The sequence below is a fragment of the Inhella crocodyli genome (assembly GCF_004004565.1).
In the GTDB taxonomy this organism is placed as follows: Bacteria; Pseudomonadota; Gammaproteobacteria; order Burkholderiales; family Burkholderiaceae_C; genus Inhella; species Inhella crocodyli.
Genome location: NZ_SACM01000006.1, coordinates 110,522 through 133,609, shown reverse-complemented (window position 1 = coordinate 133,609; position 23,088 = coordinate 110,522). Strand labels below are relative to the sequence as shown.

The 23,088-nt window shown below is 65.3% G+C and carries 19 protein-coding genes; 6 read left to right on the top strand and 13 right to left on the bottom strand.

The features are described 5' to 3' along the window. Positions 1-713 precede the first annotated feature (713 nt). Positions 714-1,664, bottom strand: coding sequence for a hypothetical protein (locus EOD73_RS17065; RefSeq protein ID WP_127684253.1), 951 nt, complete (start codon positions 1,662-1,664; stop codon positions 714-716). Between the two features lie 814 nt (positions 1,665-2,478). On the opposite strand from EOD73_RS17065, the gene EOD73_RS17060 reads away from it, so the two are divergent. From EOD73_RS17060 to EOD73_RS17045, 4 genes are all read left to right on the top strand, one after another. Continuing rightward, positions 2,479-4,602 (top strand): toxin-antitoxin system YwqK family antitoxin, encoded by a 2,124-nt coding sequence (locus EOD73_RS17060; protein ID WP_127684252.1) that lies wholly within the window; start codon positions 2,479-2,481, stop codon positions 4,600-4,602. A gap of 847 nt (positions 4,603-5,449) precedes the next feature. Then, on the top strand, positions 5,450-6,517 hold the full coding sequence (locus EOD73_RS17055) for a calcium:cation antiporter (protein WP_127684251.1): 1,068 nt from the start codon (positions 5,450-5,452) through the stop codon (positions 6,515-6,517). A 208-nt stretch (positions 6,518-6,725) separates the two neighbouring features. Continuing rightward, entirely contained in the window at positions 6,726-7,601 is an 876-nt protein-coding gene (gene htpX, locus EOD73_RS17050) for a protease HtpX (protein WP_127684250.1), read from the top strand. Next, positions 7,601-8,272 carry a tellurite resistance TerB family protein gene (locus EOD73_RS17045; RefSeq protein ID WP_127684249.1) on the top strand — a complete coding sequence of 224 codons (672 nt, stop codon included), beginning with the start codon at positions 7,601-7,603 and terminating at the stop codon, positions 8,270-8,272. Before htpX ends, EOD73_RS17045 begins: the two co-directional genes overlap by 1 nt. A gap of 70 nt (positions 8,273-8,342) precedes the next feature. Here EOD73_RS17045 and ahpF read toward each other — a convergent pair whose 3' ends face one another. The 8 genes from ahpF to EOD73_RS17005 all read right to left on the bottom strand — a co-directional run bounded on the left by ahpF (position 8,343) and on the right by EOD73_RS17005 (position 16,048). Further along, complete coding sequence (gene ahpF / locus EOD73_RS17040; RefSeq protein WP_127684248.1) at positions 8,343-9,947, bottom strand: alkyl hydroperoxide reductase subunit F; 1,605 nt, start codon at positions 9,945-9,947, stop codon at positions 8,343-8,345. A 115-nt stretch (positions 9,948-10,062) separates the two neighbouring features. Further along, positions 10,063-10,626: an alkyl hydroperoxide reductase subunit C gene (gene ahpC, locus EOD73_RS17035; RefSeq protein WP_127684247.1), complete on the bottom strand. Its 564-nt coding sequence runs from the start codon at positions 10,624-10,626 to the stop codon at positions 10,063-10,065. A gap of 125 nt (positions 10,627-10,751) precedes the next feature. After that, entirely contained in the window at positions 10,752-11,009 is a 258-nt protein-coding gene (locus EOD73_RS17030) for a hypothetical protein (RefSeq protein ID WP_127684246.1), read from the bottom strand. Then, positions 11,006-11,995, bottom strand: coding sequence for a 2-hydroxyacid dehydrogenase (locus EOD73_RS17025; RefSeq protein WP_127684245.1), 990 nt, complete (start codon positions 11,993-11,995; stop codon positions 11,006-11,008). The genes EOD73_RS17030 and EOD73_RS17025 overlap by 4 nt, the downstream gene beginning before the upstream one ends. Positions 11,996-12,067: 72 nt before the next feature. Then, positions 12,068-12,811, bottom strand: a complete 744-nt coding sequence (locus EOD73_RS17020) for a proteasome-type protease (protein ID WP_127684244.1) — start codon at positions 12,809-12,811, stop codon at positions 12,068-12,070. A 7-nt stretch (positions 12,812-12,818) separates the two neighbouring features. Next, positions 12,819-13,616 (bottom strand): transglutaminase family protein, encoded by a 798-nt coding sequence (locus tag EOD73_RS17015; RefSeq protein WP_127684243.1) that lies wholly within the window; start codon positions 13,614-13,616, stop codon positions 12,819-12,821. A 15-nt stretch (positions 13,617-13,631) separates the two neighbouring features. Further along, a complete protein-coding gene (locus EOD73_RS17010) occupies positions 13,632-14,600 on the bottom strand; it encodes an alpha-E domain-containing protein (RefSeq protein ID WP_127684242.1) in 969 nt (322 codons plus the stop codon). Beyond that, complete coding sequence (locus tag EOD73_RS17005) at positions 14,600-16,048, bottom strand: circularly permuted type 2 ATP-grasp protein (protein ID WP_127684241.1); 1,449 nt, start codon at positions 16,046-16,048, stop codon at positions 14,600-14,602. Before EOD73_RS17005 ends, EOD73_RS17010 begins: the two co-directional genes overlap by 1 nt. 195 nt (positions 16,049-16,243) lie before the next feature. Between EOD73_RS17005 and EOD73_RS17000 the strand changes: the two genes are divergently transcribed. After that, positions 16,244-17,104: a substrate-binding periplasmic protein gene (locus EOD73_RS17000; RefSeq protein WP_127684240.1), complete on the top strand. Its 861-nt coding sequence runs from the start codon at positions 16,244-16,246 to the stop codon at positions 17,102-17,104. Here EOD73_RS17000 and EOD73_RS16995 read toward each other — a convergent pair. Next, positions 17,075-17,512, bottom strand: a complete 438-nt coding sequence (locus EOD73_RS16995) for an HIT family protein (RefSeq protein ID WP_127684239.1) — start codon at positions 17,510-17,512, stop codon at positions 17,075-17,077. The two genes, EOD73_RS17000 and EOD73_RS16995, sit on opposite strands and share 30 nt — an antisense overlap. Positions 17,513-17,607: 95 nt before the next feature. On the opposite strand from EOD73_RS16995, the gene EOD73_RS16990 reads away from it, so the two are divergent. After that, positions 17,608-18,414 carry a substrate-binding periplasmic protein gene (locus EOD73_RS16990; protein ID WP_164846117.1) on the top strand — a complete coding sequence of 269 codons (807 nt, stop codon included), beginning with the start codon at positions 17,608-17,610 and terminating at the stop codon, positions 18,412-18,414. On the opposite strand, the gene EOD73_RS16985 is transcribed toward EOD73_RS16990, so the two are convergent. The 3 genes from EOD73_RS16985 to EOD73_RS16975 are packed head-to-tail and all read right to left on the bottom strand — an operon-like array spanning position 18,393 to position 23,006. After that, positions 18,393-18,788: a 2OG-Fe(II) oxygenase family protein gene (locus tag EOD73_RS16985; RefSeq protein WP_127684237.1), complete on the bottom strand. Its 396-nt coding sequence runs from the start codon at positions 18,786-18,788 to the stop codon at positions 18,393-18,395. The genes EOD73_RS16990 and EOD73_RS16985 overlap by 22 nt on opposite strands. Further along, on the bottom strand, positions 18,785-19,120 hold the full coding sequence (locus EOD73_RS16980) for a YkgJ family cysteine cluster protein (RefSeq protein WP_127684236.1): 336 nt from the start codon (positions 19,118-19,120) through the stop codon (positions 18,785-18,787). The genes EOD73_RS16985 and EOD73_RS16980 overlap by 4 nt, the downstream gene beginning before the upstream one ends. A 10-nt stretch (positions 19,121-19,130) precedes the next feature. Beyond that, entirely contained in the window at positions 19,131-23,006 is a 3,876-nt protein-coding gene (locus tag EOD73_RS16975; protein WP_127684235.1) for a DUF3683 domain-containing protein, read from the bottom strand. Between the last annotated feature and the right edge of the window lie 82 nt (positions 23,007-23,088).

The following is a 23,088-nucleotide window of genomic DNA, read 5'->3' as shown; positions in this document are numbered from 1 at the left end:
GCCTGGGCAACCCGGGAGCACCAACCGCGCCCCACCCCTTCGGCGACCCTAAATAAACGATTGGCGGTCCTTCTAAGGGCTGTCGCACCCCTCCCCGCTCAGAAGCATGGGAGACAAGGGCGAGAACCGATCGATGCCTGGAAGCAGCGCGTACCTAGGTGGGTGGCAAGCCATCAACCGTCGTTCACGCTCTCGAAACAGGGAAGCTGCCGAACGCTGGCCACCGGCCTCCAGGTTGTAGCCTGTGCTCTCTTCCAAGACCTGCAGTTCGTGTGCCCACCAGCCCTCCCGGTCTTGGAGGTGCATCCGGGCATTGGCAGGTCGGTGCTCGCTGAGCAGTTCCAGCACTAGGAAGCGGAAGCTGGATAAACCCAGCTTTCTGGCTTCAATCACCATCGGACTCATTTGCGAGTCAGGGTCTCTCAAAGTGCGAACGTGCTGGAGGACGCGTCTCCGAATGCTCCGAGTCGCCAGGCCGACGCCTCGCCGATTGCTGACTGTGTTGTAGACACAGTAGATGCCGGGTGTGTCTGGCAACACTCCGACGTCAAGTGGCTCCACAGCAGAAAGCAGCCGCACTTCAAGTTGTTGCGGGATGGAAGTCAACGAGCCTTTTCCTGCGCCCCTTGTCTCGTTCAACATGAAGTGGCTGACTTCTCGGAATGGATGCAATGTATGTATTGAATGTATTTAGATGGGCCGCCCAGCTGGACCTAGCTCTCAATGGAGAACAAGGCTAAGTTGTTGTCCTTTTCGCCAAATTCCCGACTCAATACAGGAGCGGAGCCGGGGCAGTTCAGGCGTCGCAATGCGGACCTGACAGCGATAGCCCACCGACCATCAACCCTCGTTCCCCGCCGGGATAGTCGCTTCTTCGCTCGTCGTGCTCGCTCGTCGTCCACCTTGCCCGCAGAGAGGTACGCATTGCGCGGGTTTTCGAACTCGAACTGGCGCATGCCGAACTGGGTGGCAAGGGCCCTGAAATCAAAGAGGCGCCAATCATCCAGCGTTCGGATGGCGCAATCGTCACCTGTCCAGGTCCGCTCGAAGCGCACGCATTGCTCGCTCATGGGGAGCTCCACCAGCCCATCTCCGCCAACAGGCGTGTCTTTGGTCTTGATGTAGACCCTCGATGTCGTTGAGGCACCCAAGTTGCCGCACTGCAGCGAAAAGCCCTGCTTCAATGCATCTGCGCACTCACGGTCCAAAGTGACTGCTTGGTAGCGGCGGACCACTGCGCCCGAAGGCATGGTCTCCCGCCAAGTGGCGATTCGTCGATCACTGGGGGGCTTGCTTTGCCCCTTCCAAACGAGTGTGCCGATCTCTGGGTATGACGCTCGCCCGTCTGGCGAGACAGCCCGGAGATCAACGGCAACTTCCAGACCCGAAATCCTCACTGGTTCAGCCAGCGGTCGCCAAGCATCCAAGAAGGCGATCAGCGCTTGAACCTCTTGCGGAGAGCCGGGATCGTTCAACCACAGCCTGAACTCGGTGCATCGGAGAGGGTCAAATCCCTCTGGGACCGTGGCAGCCGAGATCACCCACTTGCTTCGCAGGGTTCGGTAGACGGCAACGCCTTGGGTGGGCTGAGCGAATTTCAGGTCCAGCTTCACGCGATCGATGCAGGCAGTGACGCGCAGGTCTTGGAGCGGTATCTGGTTCATCCGGCTTGTTCGTGGTGTCCTTCAGGAATCCTAGGCACAAAGTCCGGAAATCGAACTAACGTCCGTTTCTGCGTGCCCAGTTGCAATCTGGATGAAAGTCTGGCAGCAGCAGACTCCGGTGCCGTGGAGAAGTTGATCGACGATGAAGTCACCTGATCCTCAGCGAATTCGTGTCGAACTGGCTCAGAACAAATTGTTGGCGCAGGCGAACACCCAAACAGCAAGCGCTTACTGATAGATTTCTTTCGAGCAGTTCCGAGTTCCGTCAACTGCAGCAAAGCATGAGCAGTCAGATGCTGACGTCTATCTCTTGATCCGGCGAGAGAATGATTGTGTCGAGCGCATTTCGAACAGTAGATTTCAGCTTATGCAAGCGCATGTCTTCGAACAAAGGCTCCACAACGTCAAGCCGCCGTGGTTACCATAGATCATTGTTAATGCTCCTTGAGCGAACGGGCGGGTGACCTCGCTCGTCAACTTCGCAGAATCGGCGCTACTTCGAGATCCCCTAGCCTAAACTGGAGCGGGTACTGATCTATCTGTCCTGTCCATCGACCACAAGCGGTTTTACTGAGCGCCGAACCGAACATCCGCCACGGCTGACGGTGCCCAAAGTGCATCGACTAGTTGGCTGTCGGAGCCGCCTTCCAGAGTAAGACGCTAGCCTACTGCTCTCAGAGATGTCGGCTGGCGCTCCCAGCCTTGGTCTACTATCTTTGCTACCAGGCACAGGCCTGAGGACCTAGCGGCGTTGTACGTTCAGATATAGAAACCAGTGGTAGATTGCCATCCCTCTCTATTCAATGGAGAACTTATGTTTGCAAAGGTTTATCGGCTAATTTTTGGCTATGCGGGAGCACTAACTTCAGTACTGCTTCTGCAAATACCTATTTATTCGGCGAATGCACAAACCAAAGGTGCAGCTTGGCCCAACGGACTGTTCGAGTATGAAGTAAATGATTCCGGCAAGCCGAGCGGAAACTACAATGAATGGGACCGAAACGGCCGATTCAAAATAAGTGCAACATTTAAAGACGGAACCCTAAATGGGCCGCTGAAGGTTATCAACCTCGAAAACTCTTTTGTAACCTTGGAAGGAGAGCTTTCGGCTGGCAAAAAAGTCGGGCGGTGGATTCATCGAGATCTCCCAGCAATGGGGGGACGAGTCATTATTCAGGAATTCACAGATGACGGCAGACCGACCGGGGAATGGCAACTTCAAAACAAAAGCGGAGGAGTTTCTACGCAAAAGCTCACTGATGGCACAGGCTCGATCGAAATGTGGGACAAGGGACGACTCCTTGCTCGATACGAGTTCAAGGATGGGTTGCTTGACGGTGAGCAGTTGCAGTTAATAGACAGACCACAAAACTTAGCCGTAGCATCGAACTATAAGAAGGGGAAGCTGAACGGCGCGCGGGAATATTTTGTTATAAAATCCGCCGCAGGCGGCGTATTCACACTTCATTTGTTTGACGCTGCTCAGCGAACACAACCAATCGTTCGCGAGCAGTGGTTGGACGGACGTCGACACGGTACATGGGAGGTTTGGATTCCTGGAGCAGGAAGCCGCAATCGCCCGGCGCAGTCAGCAATCTATGAAAATAATAAGCTGGTTTCTGTATCGGCGCCAACTGGCTATGCTAGTGAATCTACTGAGCGGCCAATGGCCTATCCTTCGACACGGATCCCTTTTGAAACGTTTGTGCCCAGCGACGACGCCGAAGGTTATTCAGTCGCATTAATATGGTTTCATCGATACGAAATCGCCACTCCGGGCGGCGAGTATAGAAGGATTGCCATACCAGATCATTCACTTTACCCAGATTTCCTAGATCTAAAAGAGTCGCTGGTCAAACCATTTCGTCAGGCTGCTCCCAACTTAACAACGCGCTCTGTTGACTTCGGTGCGTATGCAAAAAGCTCGCTAATTGACATCGATAAGTTTCATCCATTAAATCCGGTAAGTCGTGAACTGGTGCCGAGTTATGGGAGCGCGTGGTGGATCGAACGGGCCACGATTTCAAACGGACAAAGGACAGGCATCTCAGTATCGGAAACGTTGCTTTCAGGGAGAGATGAACCAAAGGCCGCCGTTCAATTCACAGTGAACTACAAGAGTGGGTTGATGGACGGGCCGCTGAGCTTCATCGATACTCGGGAGGGGGAAGAGGGTTATGGCAATGCGAAGAATGGCGTCCTCCATGGCCCATTCACTGTTCGAAGCATAGATTTATCCCAGTCGGGACCCAAAACCTCTGCAACGCGAGCAACCATTCGGTACCACAACGGCGAATTACATGGGACATCTCACAAGATGAGGACATCATGGGATTCAAGAGACTCGAGAACAAGTGTCGACACGACGGAAATTGCGTTTAACAAAGGGGAACTTGTTCGATACGAAGTCGCACGGAGTGAAAAAATTAATGGCAAAGAGGGTCAACCGCGAATCCGGGAAAGCCAGCATTTTCAAGCATTAGATCTTTATTCTTCCCCGCAACATTTTTACGTCTACAGCTACGATCTAAACAGGGCCGAAAATAGACTTACTCACAACGAGTACGTCGAAACACTTTCGTTCGAGAAGATCTTGAAAAGAGATCATCTGAAGCAGTACGATGGTCCAATACTAGGCGCAGCGGCGTCATCAACAGCTCCCCCTGTATTGCCAGGCAGTCCGAGCTTCGATGCTCCTGCCGCATATACTGGTGTAAAGCGAACAACCGTGGCCAGCGGTTCTGAGCGTGATATTCTTTATATCACGAGCCTCTCGAACAAGCGAATGATGGCTGTCATTCGGTACCGTGGGGCACCAGAGCATCCATGGCAAACAATTAAGGTCGCGGTCGAGGCATTTCAAACGAAGACTTTCTACGAACATGCCACTACTTTGAAGCAGCCAGAGATAAAAGTGGATAACCTAGTCTTTAATTAAAGAGATGGTGCAATTCTTGCCGGCCGGGCTTGAATTCTTGTTAGCGACTAGCAATTAGAAGTACTGCCTCCATATCGCAGTGCAGAGCTAGCCGAAACGAGTCAGTCTGGTAACCGGCTTCAGGGCAGCTTGATCGGAGAAGCGCATTTCCGCTATCGGCCAATTGCGCCCAGCCAAATCTGACTGCTTAGACGCTAAGTGGCTAGTTGCGTCGCTGCGCACGGTGTCGGTTCAGCTGTCAGGTATGTCCGGTGCAGTTGTTCGTCGCGGAGTGAGCTCGCTGTGTAGGTCTGGTGGAAGCACGCAGAAGCCCATGACATCACCCCTGGCCGCACGGCAACGCGCCTATCCGGTGGTACAAGGACCTGATACAAAGCAGGTTGATTCAATGGCGCTCCCAGGGGGCCGAGATGTGGAGCGGGTTCCCTTCACCCGCTCCAAAACACAACGGCCCCTCGAGGGCCGTTTTGTTTTGGCGTGAGGACTGGGGATGAGAACCCTCCCGGTTCGCTCAAGGGCGGTCCGGCCGACCGCCCTTGGACAGCGCGCAGCGCTGGGCCGAGCGCAGCGAGCGCCGAGGCATCGGCCCGAGCCGAGGCCGAGCATTCCCTTCACCCGCTCCAAAACACAACGGCCCCTTGAGGGCCGTTTTGTTTTGGCGTGGGGACCGGGGATGAGAACCCTCCCGGTTCGCTCAAAGGCGGTCCGGCGGACCGCCTTTGGATAGCGCGCAGCGATGGGCCGAGCGCAGCAAGCGTGCATGGCCTTCTGGCCTTGGCCGTTTCCGCCCTGGCCGCAGAATCCGCGCACCCGGCCGCGATGCGCCGCTCTGAATTGGGAGTCCTCCATGCCCCTGTGGGCCACCGCCCTGCCCCTGCTCGGCGCCGGTACGCTGCTGGTCGCCTTGCTGGCGCCATCGAGCACCGTCCTGGCCCTGGCGTGCGCCGGCGCCCTCATCGCCTCCGTCGTGGCGGCGGTGCACCACGCCGAGGTGGTCGCCCACCGCGTGGGCGAGCCTTTCGGCACCCTGGTGCTGGCGGTGGCCATCACGGTGATCGAGGTGGCCCTCATCGTGTCGATGATGCTGGCGGGCGGGCCCGACAAGGCCACGCTCCCGCGCGACACGATCTACTCCGCCGTGATGATCATCGCCACCGGGGTGGTCGGCGTTTGCGTGCTGGCCGGAGGTCTGAGCCACCACGAGCAATCGTTCCGTTTGGAAGGCACGAGTTCTGCGCTGTCGGCGCTGGTCGCCCTGGCCGGCTTGTCGCTCGTCATGCCGACCTTCACCACCAGCTCCGCCGTGGGCACCTACACGGTGTCGCAGTTGGTGTTCGTGGGCTTGTCGTCCCTGGCCTTGTGGGCGGTGTTCGTCTTCGTGCAGACCGTGCGCCACCGCGATTACTTCCTGCCGCCACAGCACGCCAACGACGAAGGCGTGCACGCCAAGCCGCCCAGCGCTGGCGCCGCCTGGACCAGCTTCGCGCTCTTGCTCGTGGCCCTCGTCGTGGTGGTGGGCTTGGCCAAGCAGCTGTCCCCAGTCATCGAGGCCGCCGTCACCGCAGCAGGCGCACCGAAAACCGTGATCGGCATCGCCATCGCCCTGCTGGTGCTGCTGCCCGAAACCTGGGCCGCCGTGCGCGCCGCTCGGGCCAACCGGCTGCAAACCAGCATGAACCTGGCCCTGGGCTCGGCATTGGCCAGCATCGGGCTCACCATCCCGGCCGTGGTCGTCACGGCCACGCTGCTGGACCTGCCCCTGGTGCTGGGCCTGCCGCCCAAAGAGCTGGTGCTGCTGGCGCTGACCTTCTTGGTCAGCGCCATCACCCTGGGCACGGGGCGCACCAACGTCATGCAAGGCGCGGTGCACTTGGTGCTGTTTGGCGCCTTCCTGTTCTTGTCGCTGGTGCCCTGAGCGGCCGGGCTGGGCCGGAAGCCGGATCGCGGGCACTTTCAGTTGGCACGCAGCACACCCGGGTCAACTTCGACCAAAGCTGAACAATTCGACAAATACTTCGAAAAAATCTGATGAGCACTCAGCCGTCGCCCCCCTTGTTCTGGGGCACGTTGAGTCGCATGCTCGTCGCCCTGCTTGGCTTCTCGCGGTCGAAAGACCCTTTCCCATGAAACGCATCGCGCTGTTCTTGCTCACCAACCTGGGCGTCATGCTGGTGCTTGGCATCGCCGTGAACGTGTTGGGGCTCAATCGATTCCTGACCGCCAACGGTCTGGACTTGACCAGCTTGCTGGGCTTCGCGGCGGTGATGGGCTTTGGCGGCGCCTTCATCTCGCTGCTGATCAGCAAGCCCATGGCGAAGTGGACGACCAAGCTGCAGATCATCAACGGCTCGCCGCAGCCCACGCACGCGTGGATCGTGAGCACGGTCGAACGCTTCTCCCAGCAGGCGGGCATCCGCACGCCGGAAGTGGGCATTTACGAGGGCGCGCCCAACGCCTTTGCCACGGGCGCGTTCAAGAACTCGGCGCTGGTGGCTGTGTCCACCGGCCTGCTGGAAATCATGGCCCGCGAAGAAGTCGAGGCGGTGATCGGCCACGAGGTAGCGCACATCGCCAACGGCGACATGGTGACGCTGACGCTTATTCAGGGCGTGATGAACACCTTCGTGGTCTTCCTAAGCCGCGTCATCGGCACCTTCGTCGACAAGGTGGTGCTGCGCAACACCAACGATGGGCCCGGCATCGGCTACTACGTCACCACGGTGGTGATGGACTTGGTGCTGGGTGTGGTGGCAGCGATGATCGTGGCTTGGTTCTCGCGCCAACGCGAGTTCCGTGCCGATGCAGGTGCCGCGCAGTACATGGGCCGCAAGCAGCCCATGGTCAACGCCCTGGCCCGCCTGGGCGGATTGGACCCGGGTGAGATGCCCAAGAGCTTGGCGGCCATGGGCATCAGCAGTCGCCCCTCGGGCTTGCTGGCCCTGTTCAGCAGCCACCCGCCCATCGAACAACGCATCGCCCGCCTGAAGGAAAGCGCCTGATGGACCTCTCGAAATTGCTCAACGGCCTGCTCGACTCGGCCGGCCAGGCCACGAAGCAACACGACATCCGCTGGGGCCAGTTCGGCGCCGGCGCGGCCGCCGGCGGGGCCCTGGGCCTGCTGCTGGGCGGCCGCAAGAACAAGGGCTTCGGCCACAAGGCCTTGAAGTACGGCAGCGTGGCGGCCCTGGGTTACGCGGCCTACAAGATCTACGAGCAGTACCAAGCCAAGCAGGCCCAGCCGGTGCCCAGCCCAGCGCCCTCTCAAGCCGTCGCCTGGCCGGCGCCCGGGCAGCCCGCCCTGCCCGCGCCGCAGCAGGCGTGGCACAGCCAGGTGATGCTGCAGGCCATGATCGCCGCGGCGAAAGCCGATGGGCACGTGGACGAGCGCGAGCGCGGACTCATCGAGGCCGAGTTGCAACGTCAAGAGGCCGACGACGCGCAACGCCGCTGGCTGGAGGCCGAATTGCGCAAGCCACTCGACCCCGCCGAGGTCGCCAAGGCGGCCCTGGGCCAGCCGCCGGCCGTGGCGGCCGAGGTCTACCTGGCCAGCCTGCTGGTGGCCGACGAGACCAGCTTCATGGAGCGGGCCTACCTGGACGAGTTGGCCCGGCAGTTGCAACTGCCGGCCGCGCTGAAGCAGGACCTGGAAGCGCAGGCGCGCAGCGCCTGATTGCGCGAGACCACCCCAGAAAAGAAAGGGCGCCCTCGGGCGCCCTTTGCCTTTCCGGTCGAGACCAAGCTCAGGCCGTGGCCGCGATCGGGTTCGGCATGCGCATCAGCGCGTCGAACGCCCCCAGCGCGGCCTTGGCCCCATCGCCGGTGGCGATGATGATTTGCTTGAAGGGCACCGTCGTGCAGTCGCCCGCGGCGAACACGCCGGGCAGCGAGGTTGCGCCCTTGGCGTCGACCACGATCTCCCCATAGCGGCTCAACTCCAGCGTGCCCTTGAGCCACTCGGTGTTGGGCACCAGGCCGATCTGCACAAAGATGCCTTCCAGCGCCAAGGTGACCGACTCGCCCGTTTCGCGGTGCAGGTAACGCAGGCCGCTGACCTTGCCGTTCTGCCCCACCACCTCCTGCGTTTGCACGTGGGTCAGGATGGTGACGTTGGGCAGGCTTTGCAGCTTCTTGACCAGCACGTCGTCGGCCTTGAGGTTGGGGGCAAACTCGAGCAGCGTCACTTCCTTGACGATGCCCGCCAGGTCGATGGCGGCCTCGACGCCGGAGTTGCCACCGCCCACCACGGCCACGCGCTGGCCTTTGAACAGCGGGCCATCGCAGTGCGGGCAGTAGGCCACGCCCTTGTTGCGGTACTCGGCCTCGCCGGGCACGCCCAACTCGCGCCAGCGCGCGCCGGTGGCCAGCACCAGGCTGCGGGCCTTGAGCTGGCCGCCGTTGTCCAGGGTCACGGTGGCCAGGGCCCCGGGCTCACCTGCACCGTCCAGCTGGGCGGCGCGCAAGCCGGCCATCACGTCCACGGGGTACTCGCGCACGTGGTTCTCCAGCGCGCGGGCGAACTGCGGGCCCTCGGTGTGGTTGACCGAGATGAAGTTCTCGATGCCCAGGGTGTCCAGGGTTTGGCCGCCAAAGCGGTCGGCCACCAGACCCACGCGCAGGCCCTTGCGGGCGGCGTACACGGCGGCGGCGGCGCCGGCCGGGCCAGCACCGACGATCAGCATGTCGTAGGGCGCCTTGGCGCTCAGCTCGGCGGCCTGCGCGGCAGCGCGTTCGGCGGCGCCGGCGGTGTCGAACTGCGCTTCGATCTTGGCCAACAACTCGTCCAGGTCCATCCGCCCACTCGCGAACGACTGGCCGTTCACGTAAACGGCCGGCACGGCCATGATCTCGAGCGCCTTGACCTCGTCTTGGAACAGCGCCCCGTCGATGGCGGTGGAGGTGACGGCCGGGTTCAGCAGGCTCATCACGTTGAGCGCTTGCACCACGTCCGGGCAGTTGTGGCAACTCAGGCCGATGTAGGTATCAAAGGCGAGCGGACCCTTCAGGGCGCGGATGCGCGCGGCCTGCTCGTCGGTGATCTTGGGCGCCACGCCGCCGACTTGCAGCAGGCTCAGCACCAGGGTGGTGAACTCGTGGCCCAGGGGCAGGCCGGCGAAGCGCTGGCGGGCAGGCTGGCCCGCATGCCCGATGGTGAACGAGGGGCTGCGCTCGGCGTCATCGACCACCCGCAGGGTGACGCGACCGTCGCCGGCCTCGACCACCTCGTCGAGCAGGGCGCGCAGGTCCTGCGAGGCTTGCGAAGCGTCCAGCGTGGCCACGAGTTCCACGGGGTGGGTGACGCGTTGCAGGTAGGTCGCGAGTTGGGTCTTGAGGGCGGCTTCGAGCATGGCGGGCTTTCGGGCGGCAGCAGCCGGCCGACGCCCCAGGCTCGGGGCGCGGCTAGCAGGGAGAGACAGGGAGCGCAGGGCCCGGGCGGGCGCCTGCGCGGAGGCCATTCAAGGCTCAGATCTTGCCGACGAGGTCGAGCGACGGGGCGATGGTGGCCGCGCCTTCCTTCCACTTGGCCGGGCAAACCTGGCCCGGGTTCTTGGCGGTGTACTGGGCGGCCTTGAGCTTGCGCAGGGTTTCCGACACGTCGCGGGCGATTTCGTTCGAGTGCACTTCGGCCGTCTTGATCACGCCCTCGGGGTTGATCACGAAGGTGCCGCGCAGGGCCAGGCCTTCTTCGGGGATGTGCACGCCGAAGGCGTTGGTCAGCGTGTGGGTCGGGTCGCCCACCAGCGGGAACTTGGCCTTGCCCACGGCCGGGCTGGTCTCGTGCCACACCTTGTGCGAGAAGTGCGTGTCGGTGGTGACGATGTACACCTCGGCGCCCAACTTCTGGAACTCGGCGTAGTTGTCGGCGGCGTCTTCGACTTCGGTCGGGCAGTTGAAGGTGAAGGCGGCCGGCATGAAGATCAGCACGGACCACTTGCCCTTCAGCGACTCGTCGCTGACGGTGATGAACTTGCCGTTGTGGAAGGCCTCGGTCTTGAACGGGGCGACGGTGGTGTTGATCAGGGACATGGAGCTCTCCATAGAGGGGTGAAACGACAAGTCGAGACTGTATCGACCCAGTGACGGCATTAGTTTTGGTTTATCAAATGGGCGTCTTTGGCAAAGGCTATGGCGCCCCTGCCCGGCCAGGTCGATCAGCCCGCGAAATCGTCGTCCAACGAGAAGTCACCGCGATGAAAGGCGGCCAGCACCTCCCGGGCTTCGCCCAATTGCTCGGCGGGCACCCGCACACAGGCGCCGCCCACCGCGATGGACAGCAGTCCGTGCGCCTGCACGATGCCGACGTCGCCGGCGTCGGCCTGCAAGCCGGCCATGTGCAGGCAGTTGCTCAGCAGTTGGGCGTCGGTGGCCGACAGCCCCCGCGCCAGCAGCACCCAGTCGTCGGCGCTCACGACCCGCGCACCGGGTGCAGGGGCGCGCCCTGGGCGGCAAACGCCGCGGCATTGCCCAAGGTCACGTCGGCGATGGCCGCCAGGGCCTCTTCGGTGAAGAAGGCCTGGTGCGCGGTGATCAGCACGTTGGGGAAGGTCAGCAGCCGGGCGAAGACGTCGTCGGTCAGCACCTCGTCGCTGTGGTCCTCGAAAAAGAGCGCGGCCTCTTCCTCGTACACGTCGATGGCCAAGCCGCCCAGGTGGCCCGACTTCAGCGCGTCGATCACCGCCTTGGTGTCGACCACGGCACCGCGGCTGGTGTTCACGAGCACGCTGCCGCGCGGCATCCGCGCCAGCCGCTCGGCGTTGATCAGGTGGTGCGTGGCGGCATTCAGCGGGCACTGCAGCATCACCACCTTGCTGGCGGCCAGGAGTTCGTCCAGCGGCACGTAACGCGCCGTGACCTCGGGGTGCGGGACGGGGTCGTGCACCAGCACCTCGCAACCCAATCCTTGGAAGATGTTCACCACGCAACGGCCGATGCGCCCGGTGCCGATCACGCCCACGGTTTTGCCGTGCAGGTCGAAGCCCAGCAGGCCGTCGAGCTCGAAATTGCCCTCGCGCACCCGGTTGTGGGCGCGGTGCGTGCGGCGGATGAGCGTCAGCAGCAGGGCCAGGGTGTGCTCGGCCACGGCGTGGGGCGAGTACTCGGGCACGCGGGCCACGGTCAGCCCCAGCGCCTGCGCAGCCTTCAGGTCGACCTGGTTGAAGCCGGCGCAGCGAAGCAGCACCAGGCGCACCCCCTGGGCCTGGAGCTGCGCGAGCACGGGGGCGCCGAGGTCGTCGTTGACGAAAGCGCACACCGCGTCGAAGCCGGCGGCCAGCACGGCGCTGGCGGCGTCCAGCCGGGGCTCCAGGCAGGTGAGGCTGAGACCGGGGTACGCAGGCAGCGCGGCGTCGAAACTGAGGCGATCAAAGCGCTTGGCGCTGAACAGGGCGATCTTCATGGGCCTGAGCCTACCTGCGGCAGCGCCAGTGCGTTTGCGCTGCGTCAGGTCACCCGGTGTAACCGGCCGGGTTCAGGTTTCGAACCAGGGCTCGTCGGGCAGGCCCTCGAAGACCTTGCGCAGGCCCTCGCCCCAGCCCTTGCGCAGCTGCTGGAAGTAGGCCGAGTCGGCGCCCACGCGGTGGGCCTTCATGGGCTCTTCGAATCGGTTGGCGCGCAGCAGCACCATGTCGATGGGCAGGCCCACGCTGAGGTTGCTGCGGATGGTGGAGTCGAAGCTGATGAGCGTGCACTTGGCGGCCTCGGGCAGCTGCGTGGTCTCGTAATGCACCACCCGGTCGATGATGGGCTTGCCGTACTTGCTCTCGCCGATCTGGAAGTAGGGCGTGTCCTCGGTGGCCTCGATGAAGTTTCCCTGCGGGTAGATGTGAAAGAGCCGGGGCCCCTCCCCCTTGATCTGCCCGCCAAGCAAGAAGTTGGCACCGAAGTCCACGCCCTGGCTGGGGCCGTGCTCGGCGTCGGCGTCGCGCGCCACCACCTCTTTCAGCGTCTTGCCCACCAGGACGGCGGCGTCGTAAAGGCTGCCGACGTTGAGCATGTTCGGCCCCTCTTCGGTGAGCCGCTGCTTGAGCAGCGACACCACCGACTGCGTCGTGGCCAGGTTGCCGGCGTTCAGCAGCACGATCTCCCGCTGGTGCGGGATGTGGAACAGGTGCATCTTGCGGAACTGGGCGATGTGGTCCACGCCCGCGTTGGTGCGGGTGTCGGACGCGAACAGCAGCCCCGCGCGCAGGCGCATGGCAACGCAGTAGGTCATGGCGCAATCACTGGTCGGCCTGGGCCGACACGCGAACGAAAGTCGCCAATTGTTCCAGCCCGCCGCCGCTGCGCATGCCGCGCACCGGGCAAGCGTCGGCGTAATCGGCCCCAAAGGCGAGCCGAACGTGACGTCCGTCCGCCCGGCAGCGGTTGGACACGTCGAAGGCCACCCAGCCTTCGGGCAGGCGGACTTCGGCCCAGGCGTGGCTGGCCACGTGCTCGGCATCGGTGGCCAGGTAGCCGCTGACGTAGCGCGCCGGCAAGCCCAGTTCGCGCGCGCAGGCGATGAACACCTGCGCGTGGTCTTGGCACACGCCGTGCCCGGTGGCGAAGGCCTGCGACGCCGAGGTGGCGGCGTCTGTGCCGCCCTGGATGTAGGGCATGTGAACGAGCAGCGCATGAATCAAGCCCATCAGCCCGGTCGCGGGAGAAGCGCTCACGGCGCTGGCGTGCGCCGCGGCGAAAGCCTGGATGGCCGCGTCGGGCGTGGTCAAGGGCGTAGGGCGCAAAAACACCTGCGGGGGCAGCGCGCCATCCGGCTCGGGCACCTGGGGGCCGTCGGGGGTCTCGACCTCACCGTAGGCCCGCAGGTGGATCTCGCGGCGATCGCCTTCCAGGGTGAGCACGTGCAAGGCGTTGCCCCAGGCGTCCAGGGCTTGCACGGCGGCGCCCGGCAGGTCCAACTGCCACCGGCGCACCACCAGGCCCGGCGTGGGTCGCGGGCTCAAGCGCAGGTACTGGGTGCTGAAACGCAGCGGGGCGTCGTAGCGGTAGGTGGTGTCGTGGGCGATGTGCAGGAGCATGGCGCGCGGTCCCGATCAATGGGCTTCAAAGTAAGCGCGGCTGATGGCGCTGGACAGCTCAGCACTCTCCTCCAAGAAGTGCGTGATCCAACCATGCAAGCCCGTCTCGAGGATCGCGTCGATGTCGGCGTGCTGCAGCTTCAGCGCCATCTGCCCGGCCAAGAGCTTGGGCGCCCGGCCGGCGTCCAGGCTGCCGGCCTGGCACTGGATCTCGGGCAGCACGGCCGCCACCTGCGCGGCGCAGCTGCGCAAGCTGCGTGGCACGTCGTCGCGCAGGATCAGCAGCTCGGCCACCCGGCGGGCGTCCAGGCTGTCGCGGTACACCGCGTGGTAGGCCTCGAAGGCCGAGAGCGAACGCAGCAGCGCGCTCCAGGCGTAGAACTCAGCGCTGCTGTCCTGGCGCGCGGCCACGGGCTGCAGGCTGTCCTCGGCCGGCTCAATGAGCTGGCTCTTCACGTCCAGCAGGCGCGCGGTGTTGTCGGCCCGCTCGATGAAGGTGCCCAGGCGGATGAAGCAGTAGGCGTCGTTGCGCTGCAGCGTGCCCACCGTGGCGCCGCGCATCAGGTGGCTGCGCTCCTTCACCCAATCGAAGAAGGCGGAGGGGCTGCCGCTGAGCTTCTTGGGCAGGCCCTTGGCCTCCAGCCAGGTGGCGTTCACCGCTTCCCACATCTCGGCGGTGATTTGGCCGCGCACGGCGTGGGCGTTTTCGCGGCTGGAACGCAAGCAGGACAGCACCGAGGCGGGGTTGTCGAGGTCCAGCGCCATGAACTCGAACAGGCGTTTGGCGTCGAACTTGGCGTGCTTGGCCTGGTAGGCCTGCAGGGACCCCGTGACGGCCAAGGGCGCGGCCAGCTCGGTGGCAGCGCCGCGGCTTTGCGGCATGAGGCTCAGGGACTGGGTGACGTCGAGCATGCGCACGAGGTTCTCGGCGCGCTCCATGTAGCGGCTCATCCAGTAGAGCTGGGAGGCGGTGCGGGACAGCATCAGTTCGCCTCCTTGGCCACGGGCGTTTCCAGGATCCAGGTGTCCTTGGTCCCCCCGCCCTGGCTGCTGTTCACCACCAAGCTGCCGGCCTTCAGCGCCACGCGCGTCAGGCCGCCGGCCACCATGTTGACCTCGCGCCCCGTGAGCACGAAGGGCCGCAGGTCGATGTGCCGAGGCGCGATGCCGCTTTCCACGAAGGTGGGGCAGCTGCTCAGGGCCAGCGTGGGCTGGGCGATGTAGTTGCTCGGGTCGGCCTTGACGCGCTCGGCGAAGTCGGCGATCTCTTGCTGCGTGGCCGCGGGGCCCACCAACATGCCGTAGCCGCCGGCGCCGTGCACCTCTTTCACCACCAAGTCCTTCAGGTTCGCGAGCACGTGGGCGCAGTCGTCGGCCTTGCGGCACTGCCAGGTGGGCACGTTGCGCAGGATGGGCTCCTCGCCCAGGTAGAAGCGCACCATGTCGGGCACGTAGGGGTAGATGGACTTGTCGTCGGCCACGCCGGTGCCGATGGCGTTGGCCAGCACCACGTGCCCGAGCTTGTAGACGCTGAGCAGACCGGGCACGCCCAGCATCGAATCGGCGCGGAAGGCCAGCGGGTCGAGGAAGGCGTCGTCGATGCGGCGGTAGATGACGTCCACGCGCTTGGGGCCGACCGTGGTGCGCATGTAGAGAAAGCCGCCCTTCACGAAGAGGTCTTGCCCTTCCACCAATTCCACGCCCATCTGCTGGGCCAGGAAGGCATGCTCGAAGTAGGCGCTGTTGGCCGGGCCCGGGGTGAGCACCACCACGGTGGGATCGTCGGCGGTGGCCGACTGGCGCAGCGCGTTCAGCAGCAGCGTGGGGTAATGCGCCACGGGCGCCACGGCGTACTTGTCGAACAGCTCGGGGAAGAGCCGCATCATCATCTTGCGGTTCTCGAGCATGTAGCTCACGCCGCTGGGCACGCGCAGGTTGTCTTCCAGCACGTAGTAGTGGCCGTCGGCGTGACGGATCAGGTCCACCCCGGTGATGTGCGCGTAGACCTGGTGCGGCAGGTCCAGGCCCTGCATGGCGGGCTGGTACTGCGCGTTGGCAAACACCTGCTCGGCCGGGATCAAGCCGGCCTTGACGATGGCGTGCTCGTGGTAGATGTCGTGCAAGAAGCGGTTGAGCGCGTTCACCCGCTGGCGCAGGCCCTGCTGCAGCGTGGCCCATTCGTCGGCCGGCACGATGCGCGGCACAGTGTCAAAGGGGATCAGGCGTTCGGCGCCGGCCTCGTCGCCATAGACGGCAAAGGTGATGCCCACCTTGTGGAACAGCAGGTCGGCCTCGGCCCGCTTGGCGGCCAGGGCCTGGGGCGTTTGCGCTTGCAGCCAGTCGGCAAAGCCTTGGTACTGCGGCCGGATGGCGCCGCTGGCCAGCAGCATTTCGTCGAAGTGGTGCGGCGGCGGAAGTTGAAGGGCGTGCATACGTCTCCTGGTGGCGCACAGGCTTGGTGCAAGCCTTGTGCCTGCCCGAATCCGGCCCAAGCGTGCCCGAGCCGCGCCAGCTTGGGGCTAGGGATCGGCCCCTGCCCCAGGGCGGTGCGAACTCTGCACCAATTCGGCGCGAATAAGTTCTTTCCTCAATGGCCGTTCTCGCACCGGCCAAGGCAAGATCGGGCCATGCCCACCCACGCCCCCTCCCCCGCCGTCGCCAGGACGCGCAGGGCCTTCTGGGGGCTGGCGTGCGCAGGCTGGCTGTGGGCCGGCAGCGCGGGCGTCGGCGCGCCGCTCGCGGCCTCGGCGCCGGCGCCCTGCGTCAAAACCCTGGCTTGGAGCGACGACCCGCCGAACACCATGCGCTTGTCGAGCAACGCCGTGGGCGGCGTCGAGATCGACCTGCACCGCGAGCTGTTCAAGATGATGGGCTGCGAGTTGCGCCTGGTGGAGATCCCCTTCGCCCGCGCCCTGGGCGAGTTGGAAGCGGGGCACATCGACATGATCCCGGCCACCTTGGCCCGGCCTGAGCGCCAGGCCTACGCCTTGTTCTCGAAGCCCCTGCTTTTCTTGCACAACGTCCTGTACGTGCGCGCTGCGGACCTGCCGCAAACCCAAGGCCGGCGCTTGGCCGAGCTCGTGGACCTCGGCTGGCGCCTGGGTGGGCAAGTCGGTGTGGTGTATGGTAGCGAGTACGCCGCCCTGCTGAACGACCCGCGGCGGGCCGCACGGCTCGAGCGCGTGCCCTACCGGCCCAGCCTGTGGAAGATGCTCGACAACCGGCGCGTGGACGGGGTGCTGGCCAACCAACTGACCGCGCAGCAGGAACTGCGGCAAATGGGCTTGGACCAACGCTTGGTGCCCTCGCGCATCGCCTTGCCGGTGGAGAGCGGCGGCACCGCCTGGAGCCGGCGCACCACGGACGAGGCCTTCGTCGAGCGCTTCAACGAGGCGCTGGCCGCACTGCGTCGCAGCAAGCGCTACGCCGAGCTGCTCGCGCCCTACGGCCTGTCGCCCTCAGGGCAGATGATCGAACGCCCGCGCTAGCGCGGCGTCCAGCGCCGGCAGCTGGGCCTGCAGGGCCGCCAGGCGTGCGGGCTCGCGCTCGCGCACGGCGGGGGCCCAGATCGGGGCGGGAAACTGGGCGTCGTCCGCAAAGCGGGCGATGACGTGCCAATGCAGGTGAGGCACCACGTTGCCCAAGCTGGCCAGGTTCACCTTGGTCGGGGACAGCTCGCGAAGCAGGGCCTGCTCGACGAGCACCACGGCCTCCATCACCGCGACGCGCTCGGCCGCCGACAAGGCGCTGAACTCGGCCACGTGGGCGTTGACGATCACCCGGTAGAAGGCCGGGTGAGCCAGCGTGTCGGTGACCCGCACCACGCGGTACAGGGGCCGCCGGTGCACGAGCAGGCCGGCGTCGTCGTGGCACAGGGGACAAGGGGCGGTGGACATGGGCGCTGAAAAGGGGGCGGGGCCGCGATCCTGCCATGGGCACTCGTGCCCATGGCCCTTGGCCCCAGCGCGAGCCCTCGGCTACCCTGCGCGCCATGCCCGTGCCGTCCCTTGTCTTGCGTCGCTTGTTGCTCGGCCTTGCGTTGTTGGCCCTGGGCGCCGCCGCGGCCCAAGCCTGCACCAAGCGCCTGCGCTGGAACGACGACCCGCCCTACAGCATGCGCCTGCCCGATGGCCGCATCGGTGGATGGAGCGTGGAGCTGGCGCAGGCCGTGCTGCAGCGCATGGGTTGCCAAGTGGTGCTGGAGGAAATGCCCTTCGCGCGCGCGCTGGCAGAGCTGCGATCCGGGCATTTGGACATGCTGGACGGCGCCTTCCCCTTGCCCGAGCGGCAGGCCTACGCCCACTTTTCCGCGCCCGTGCTGCGCTCGCGCAACCTGGTCTTCATCCGGCGCAGCGACCTGCCGCGCTTCCACGCGCAATCGCTGGCCGAGTTGTTCGAATCGGGTTGGCAGTTCGGCGCCCAGGTGGGGGTGGTCTACGGGCCGGCCTACGCCGCCTTGCAGCAGGACGCGCGCTTTCGCGCCAAGCTGCAATCGGTGCCCCGCCGCAGCAGCCTGTGGCAGATGCTGGCCCTGGGACGGGTCGATGTCGTCATGGCCGATGAACTCAGCGCGGTGCACGAACTCGCGGCCGCTCGTTTGAGCGCCGACATCGTGCCCACGGCGCTCGTGGTGTCGGACGAGCCGGCCACGATGGCCTTCAGCAGGGCCACGACGGACGCCAGCTTCGTGCAACGCTACGACGCCGTGCTGCGAGAGATGCAGGCCGATGGCAGCTACGAGCGCTTGCGCCAGCGCCACGGGCTGGGGGCCACGGCTCAGCCGCCGTCCAGGCCCTGAGGTGGTGGCACCGGGTCGCGCCGCACCCAACCGATCGACAGCACGTAGCGGCTCCCGCCTTCGACCCGCGTGACGCTGTGCTCGCAGGCGTCGGGCCGAAAGAGCTTGATGCGGGCGGTCTCGAAGATCGGCGTCGCGCACACGAACTCGCCGCCGCGCGGCGAGGCCTTGAGCACCAGGTTCAGTCGGTAGTGCCGTCCGGCCTGCACCGGGTCGGTGTGGGGCGGGATGGCGCTGCCTGCGGGGTAGCGAATCAGGTAGCTGTCAAAGGGCAAGGGCCACCGACCCGTGAGCAGCAGCATCTTGTCGTAGCCCGTGCCTTGGCGGCCGCGCTGCCAGCGCCAGGCCGTCGCGAGGAAGGTCCGCCAGCTCATGCCGCGTGCCGCTCGGCCCCGTCCAGCCCATGCTGGCGGCGGGCGCGAAGGCACTGATCGTCGCCGGGCTGCAAGGCCTTGCACGTGCTGGATCGCTGCGCGTAGATGCCGCAGCCCACGGCCTGACCAATCTCGCCCTGCAGCGCCACGCAGCGCACCGGCAAGGCCTCGGTGCCTTGCATGCAGCGGGTGTGCGGGGTCAGCGGCCGCGTGAGCGCCACCGGCACCGTGCCACCGGGCGCGTCGTCGGCCTCGGCCCAGTAGAACGAGACCCGGTAGCTGGCGCAGCAGGCGCCGCAGCGTTGGCAGTCGAAGTCGGCTGCGTGGGCCATGGCGCCTGCGTCAGACCAGCACCCGCTCGATGCCCCCGGCGTTGGCCTGGGCCACGTACTCGGGCATCCAGTTGTCGCCCAGGATCTTGCGGGCCATTTCCACGACGATGTAGTCGGCCTCCAGCAGCCCGTTTTGCAGGTCGTTGCCGTAGCGGCTCAGGCCTTGCAAGCAGCTGGGGCAGCTGGTCAGGATCTTCACGTCCTGGCCCGCGGCCGGCGCCAATTGTTTGAGCGCGTCGGCGTTCTTCTGCAGTTCCTCTTCCTTGCGGAAGCGGATTTGCGTGCTGATGTCGGGCCGGGTCACGCCCAGGGTGCCGCTCTCGCCGCAGCAGCGCTCGCTCTTGAGCACCTGATCGCCCACCAAGGCCTTCACGGTCTTCATGGGGTCTTGCTGCTTCATGGGGCTGTGGCAGGGGTCGTGGTACAGGTAGGCCCCGCCCTCGCCCAGGGTGATGCCCTTTTCGAGCAGGTACTCGTGGATGTCGACGATGCGGCAGCCGGGGAAGATGTCTTCGAAGCGGTAGCCCTGCAGTTGGTCGAAGCAGGTGCCGCAGCTGACCACCACCGTTTTGATGTCCAGGTAGTTCAGCGTGTTGGCCACGCGGTGGAAGAGCACCCGGTTGTCGGTGATCATCTGCTCGGCCTTGTCGAACTGGCCGCTGCCGCGCTGCGGGTAACCGCAGCACAGGTAGCCCGGGGGCAGCACGGTTTGCACGCCGGCGTGCCAGAGCATGGCCTGCGTGGCCAGGCCCACCTGGCTGAAAAGTCGCTCCGAGCCGCAGCCCGGGAAGTAGAAGACGGCCTCGGTGTCGGCCGTCGTCTTGGCCGGGTTGCGGATGATCGGGACGTAGTCCTTGTCCTCGATGTCCAAAAGCGCGCGCGCCGTCTTCTTGGGCAGGCCGCCGGGCAGCTTCTTGTTGATGAAGTGAATCACCTGCTCGCGCACCGGCGCCGGGCCCACGCTGGCCGGCGGCTTGGCGGTTTGCTTCTTCGCGAACTTGCCCAACACCTCGTGCGCCAGGCGCTGTGCCTTGAAGCCCACGCCCACCATGGCGGTGCGCGCCAGCTTGATGGTCTCGGGGTTGGTGGCGTTGAGCATCAGCATGGCCGCGGCATTGCCGGGGCGGAAGCTCTTCTGACCCATCTTGCGCAGCAGGTTGCGCATGTTCATCGACACGTCGCCGAAGTCGATCTTCACCGGGCAAGGCGAGGCGCACTTGTGGCAGACCGTGCAGTGGTCGGCCACGTCCTCGAACTCTTCCCAGTGCTGCACGCTGATGCCGCGCCGGGTCTGCTCTTCGTACAGGAAGGCCTCGATCAAGAGCGAGGTGGCCAGGATCTTGTTGCGCGGGCTGTAGAGCAGGTTGGCACGCGGCACGTGGGTGGCGCACACCGGCTTGCACTTGCCGCAGCGCAGGCAGTCTTTGATGCTGTCGCTGATCGCGCCGATGTCCGAGCGCTGCATGATCAGCGACTCGTGGCCCATCAGGCCGAAGGACGGCGTGTAGGCGTTGGTCAGGTCGGCGAAGGGGCTCTCGGGTTCGGAGCCTGCGCGAAGCAGCTTGCCCTTGTTGAAGCGGCCCGTGGGGTCGATGCGCTTCTTGTAGTCGGCAAAGGCGGCCAGCTCCTCGTCGCTGAGGAACTCGAGCTTGGTGATGCCGATGCCGTGCTCGCCGCTGATCACGCCGCCGAGCGAGCGGGCCAGCACCATGATGCGGGCCACCGCCTCGTGGGCGGCTTGCAGCATGGCGTAGTTGTCGCTGTTGACGGGGATGTTGGTGTGCACGTTGCCGTCGCCGGCGTGCATGTGCAGGGCGACCCACACGCGGCCGCGCAGCACCTCGCCGTGGATGCGCTTGATCTCGGCCAGCACGGGCTCGAAGGCCGCGCCGCTGAAAATCGACTGCAGCGGCTTTTGGATCTGCCGCTTCCAGCTGGCGCGCAGCTCTTGCGTTTGCAGCTTCTCGAAGTGCGCGTCGATCCCATCCAGCCAGCCTTGCCACTGGGCGCGCACCTCGGCCAGCAGGGTCTGGGCCTGGGCCACGCGGTCTTCCAACAGCTCGCTGTTGGCGATGTCGCTCGCGTCGTCGGTCTTGCCCAGGGGCAGGCGGCCGGCGAAGAAGGCCTGCAGCGCGCCCACGAGCTCGAGCTTGTTGCGCAGGCTCAGCTCGATGTTGATGCGCTCGATGCCCAGCGTGTACTCGCCCATGCGCTCGAGCGGGATCACCACATCCTCGTTGATCTTGAAGGCGTTGGTGTGCTTGGCGATGGCCGCCGTGCGCTTGCGGTCGAGCCAGAACTTCTTGCGCGCCTCGGCGCTCACGGCCACGAAGCCCTCGCCGCTGCGCGCGTTGGCGATGCGGACGACCTCGCTGGTGGCGCGGGCCACCGCGTCGTCGTCGTCGCCCACGATGTCGCCCACCAGCACCATCTTCGGGAAGCCGCCGCGCTTGCTCTTGGTGGCGTAGCCCACGGCCTTGAGGTAGCGGTCGTCCAGGTGCTCCAGGCCGGCCAGCAGCACGCCGTTCTTGGCCTCGGCGAACAGGTAGTCCTTGATCTCCACGATGCTGGGCACCGCGTCCTTCGGGTTGCCGAAGAACTCCAGGCACACGGTGCGCACGGCCTTGGGCATGCGGTGCACGATCCAGCGCGCGCTGGTGATCAAGCCGTCGCAGCCTTCCTTTTGGATGCCCGGCAGGCCGGCCAAGAACTTGTCGGTGACGTCCTTGCCCAGGCCCTCTTTGCGGAACACGCGGCCGGGGATGTCCAGGCGCTCGGTCTTGAGCAGCTTTTTGCCGCTGGCGTCGAAGGTGCGCAGCTCAAAGCTGGCCACGTCCACGTCGTGGATCTTGCCCAGGTTGTGGTTCAGCCGGTGCACCTCCAGCCACTGGGCGTCGGGGGTGACCATCTTCCAGCTGGCAAGGTTGTCCAGCGCCGTGCCCCAGAGCACCGCCTTCTTGCCGCCGGCGTTCATGGCCACGTTGCCGCCGATGCAGCTCGCTTCGGCGCTGGTGGGGTCGACGGCGAACACGAAGCCGTGCCGCTCGGCCAAGTCGGCCACGCGCTGCGTGACCACGCCGGCCTCGCTGAAGATCGTGGGCACCTCGCGGTCCAGGCCCGGCAGCTGCAGCATCTCGACGCCGCGCAGGGCCTCGAGCTTCTCGGTGTTGATGACCGCGCTCTTCCACACCAGGGGCACGGCGCCGCCGGTGTAGCCGGTGCCACCGCCGCGCGGGATGATGGTCAGCCCCAGCTCGATGCAGCTGGCCACCAGGCCGGCCATCTCGGCCTCGGTGTCGGGCGTCAGCACCACGAAGGGGTACTCGACGCGCCAGTCGGTCGCGTCGGTCACGTGGCTGACGCGGCTCAGGCCGTCGAACTTGATGTTGTCTTTGGCGGTGTGCTTGCCCAGGGCCTTGGCCGCGGCCTTGCGCAGGTCGTAGACCTCGCGGAAGCGCGCCGCGAAGCGGTTCACCGCCTCGCCGGCCAACTGCAGCAGCTCGCCCACGGCGGCGTCGCGGTCAGGGTCGGCCGCCGGGTTGCGGCGCTTGTCCACCTCGCGCAGGCGGTGCATCAGCGCGTCCACCAAGGCCTGGCGGCGCTTGGGGTTGGCCAGCAGGTCGTCTTCCAGGTAGGGGTTGCGCTGCACCACCCAGATGTCGCCCAGCACCTCGTACAGCATGCGCGCGCTGCGGCCGGTGTTGCGCTGCTGGCGCAGGCTGGAAGCCAGCTCCCAGGCGCGCGGACCCAGCAGGCGCAGCACGATCTCGCGGTCGGAGAACGAGGTGTAGTTGTACGGAATCTCGCGCAGGCGCGGGGCGTCGGCGTTGGCGAGATCGGGGTCGGCAACCCCCAGCAGGGCGGTCGTCGGCAATGGGGCGTTCATGGCAGGAAATGGGCCGGCGGCAGCGGCTTTTCAGGGGAACGGGCCCCCTTCGGGAGCCCAGGCTCAAGGGTAACCGAGCGCC

What these genes read in the sequence shown, in the direction of transcription:
- EOD73_RS17065 (WP_127684253.1), bottom strand. Translation starts at nt 1,664, where the DNA reads ATGAACCAGATACCGCTCCAAGACCTGCGCGTCACTGCCTGCATCGAT.
- EOD73_RS17045 (WP_127684249.1), top strand. Translation starts at nt 7,601, where the DNA reads ATGGACCTCTCGAAATTGCTCAACGGCCTGCTCGACTCGGCCGGCCAG.
- EOD73_RS16975 (WP_127684235.1), bottom strand. Translation starts at nt 23,006, where the DNA reads ATGAACGCCCCATTGCCGACGACCGCCCTGCTGGGGGTTGCCGACCCC.
- EOD73_RS16980 (WP_127684236.1), bottom strand. Translation starts at nt 19,120, where the DNA reads ATGGCCCACGCAGCCGACTTCGACTGCCAACGCTGCGGCGCCTGCTGC.
- htpX (WP_127684250.1), top strand. Translation starts at nt 6,726, where the DNA reads ATGAAACGCATCGCGCTGTTCTTGCTCACCAACCTGGGCGTCATGCTG.
- EOD73_RS17015 (WP_127684243.1), bottom strand. Translation starts at nt 13,616, where the DNA reads ATGCTCCTGCACATCGCCCACGACACCACCTACCGCTACGACGCCCCG.
- EOD73_RS17025 (WP_127684245.1), bottom strand. Translation starts at nt 11,995, where the DNA reads ATGAAGATCGCCCTGTTCAGCGCCAAGCGCTTTGATCGCCTCAGTTTC.
- EOD73_RS17000 (WP_127684240.1), top strand. Translation starts at nt 16,244, where the DNA reads ATGCCCACCCACGCCCCCTCCCCCGCCGTCGCCAGGACGCGCAGGGCC.
- EOD73_RS17010 (WP_127684242.1), bottom strand. Translation starts at nt 14,600, where the DNA reads ATGCTGTCCCGCACCGCCTCCCAGCTCTACTGGATGAGCCGCTACATG.
- EOD73_RS16995 (WP_127684239.1), bottom strand. Translation starts at nt 17,512, where the DNA reads ATGTCCACCGCCCCTTGTCCCCTGTGCCACGACGACGCCGGCCTGCTC.
- EOD73_RS17060 (WP_127684252.1), top strand. Translation starts at nt 2,479, where the DNA reads ATGTTTGCAAAGGTTTATCGGCTAATTTTTGGCTATGCGGGAGCACTA.
- EOD73_RS16990 (WP_164846117.1), top strand. Translation starts at nt 17,608, where the DNA reads ATGCCCGTGCCGTCCCTTGTCTTGCGTCGCTTGTTGCTCGGCCTTGCG.
- EOD73_RS17055 (WP_127684251.1), top strand. Translation starts at nt 5,450, where the DNA reads ATGCCCCTGTGGGCCACCGCCCTGCCCCTGCTCGGCGCCGGTACGCTG.
- EOD73_RS17005 (WP_127684241.1), bottom strand. Translation starts at nt 16,048, where the DNA reads ATGCACGCCCTTCAACTTCCGCCGCCGCACCACTTCGACGAAATGCTG.
- EOD73_RS16985 (WP_127684237.1), bottom strand. Translation starts at nt 18,788, where the DNA reads ATGAGCTGGCGGACCTTCCTCGCGACGGCCTGGCGCTGGCAGCGCGGC.
- ahpC (WP_127684247.1), bottom strand. Translation starts at nt 10,626, where the DNA reads ATGTCCCTGATCAACACCACCGTCGCCCCGTTCAAGACCGAGGCCTTC.
- ahpF (WP_127684248.1), bottom strand. Translation starts at nt 9,947, where the DNA reads ATGCTCGAAGCCGCCCTCAAGACCCAACTCGCGACCTACCTGCAACGC.
- EOD73_RS17020 (WP_127684244.1), bottom strand. Translation starts at nt 12,811, where the DNA reads ATGACCTACTGCGTTGCCATGCGCCTGCGCGCGGGGCTGCTGTTCGCG.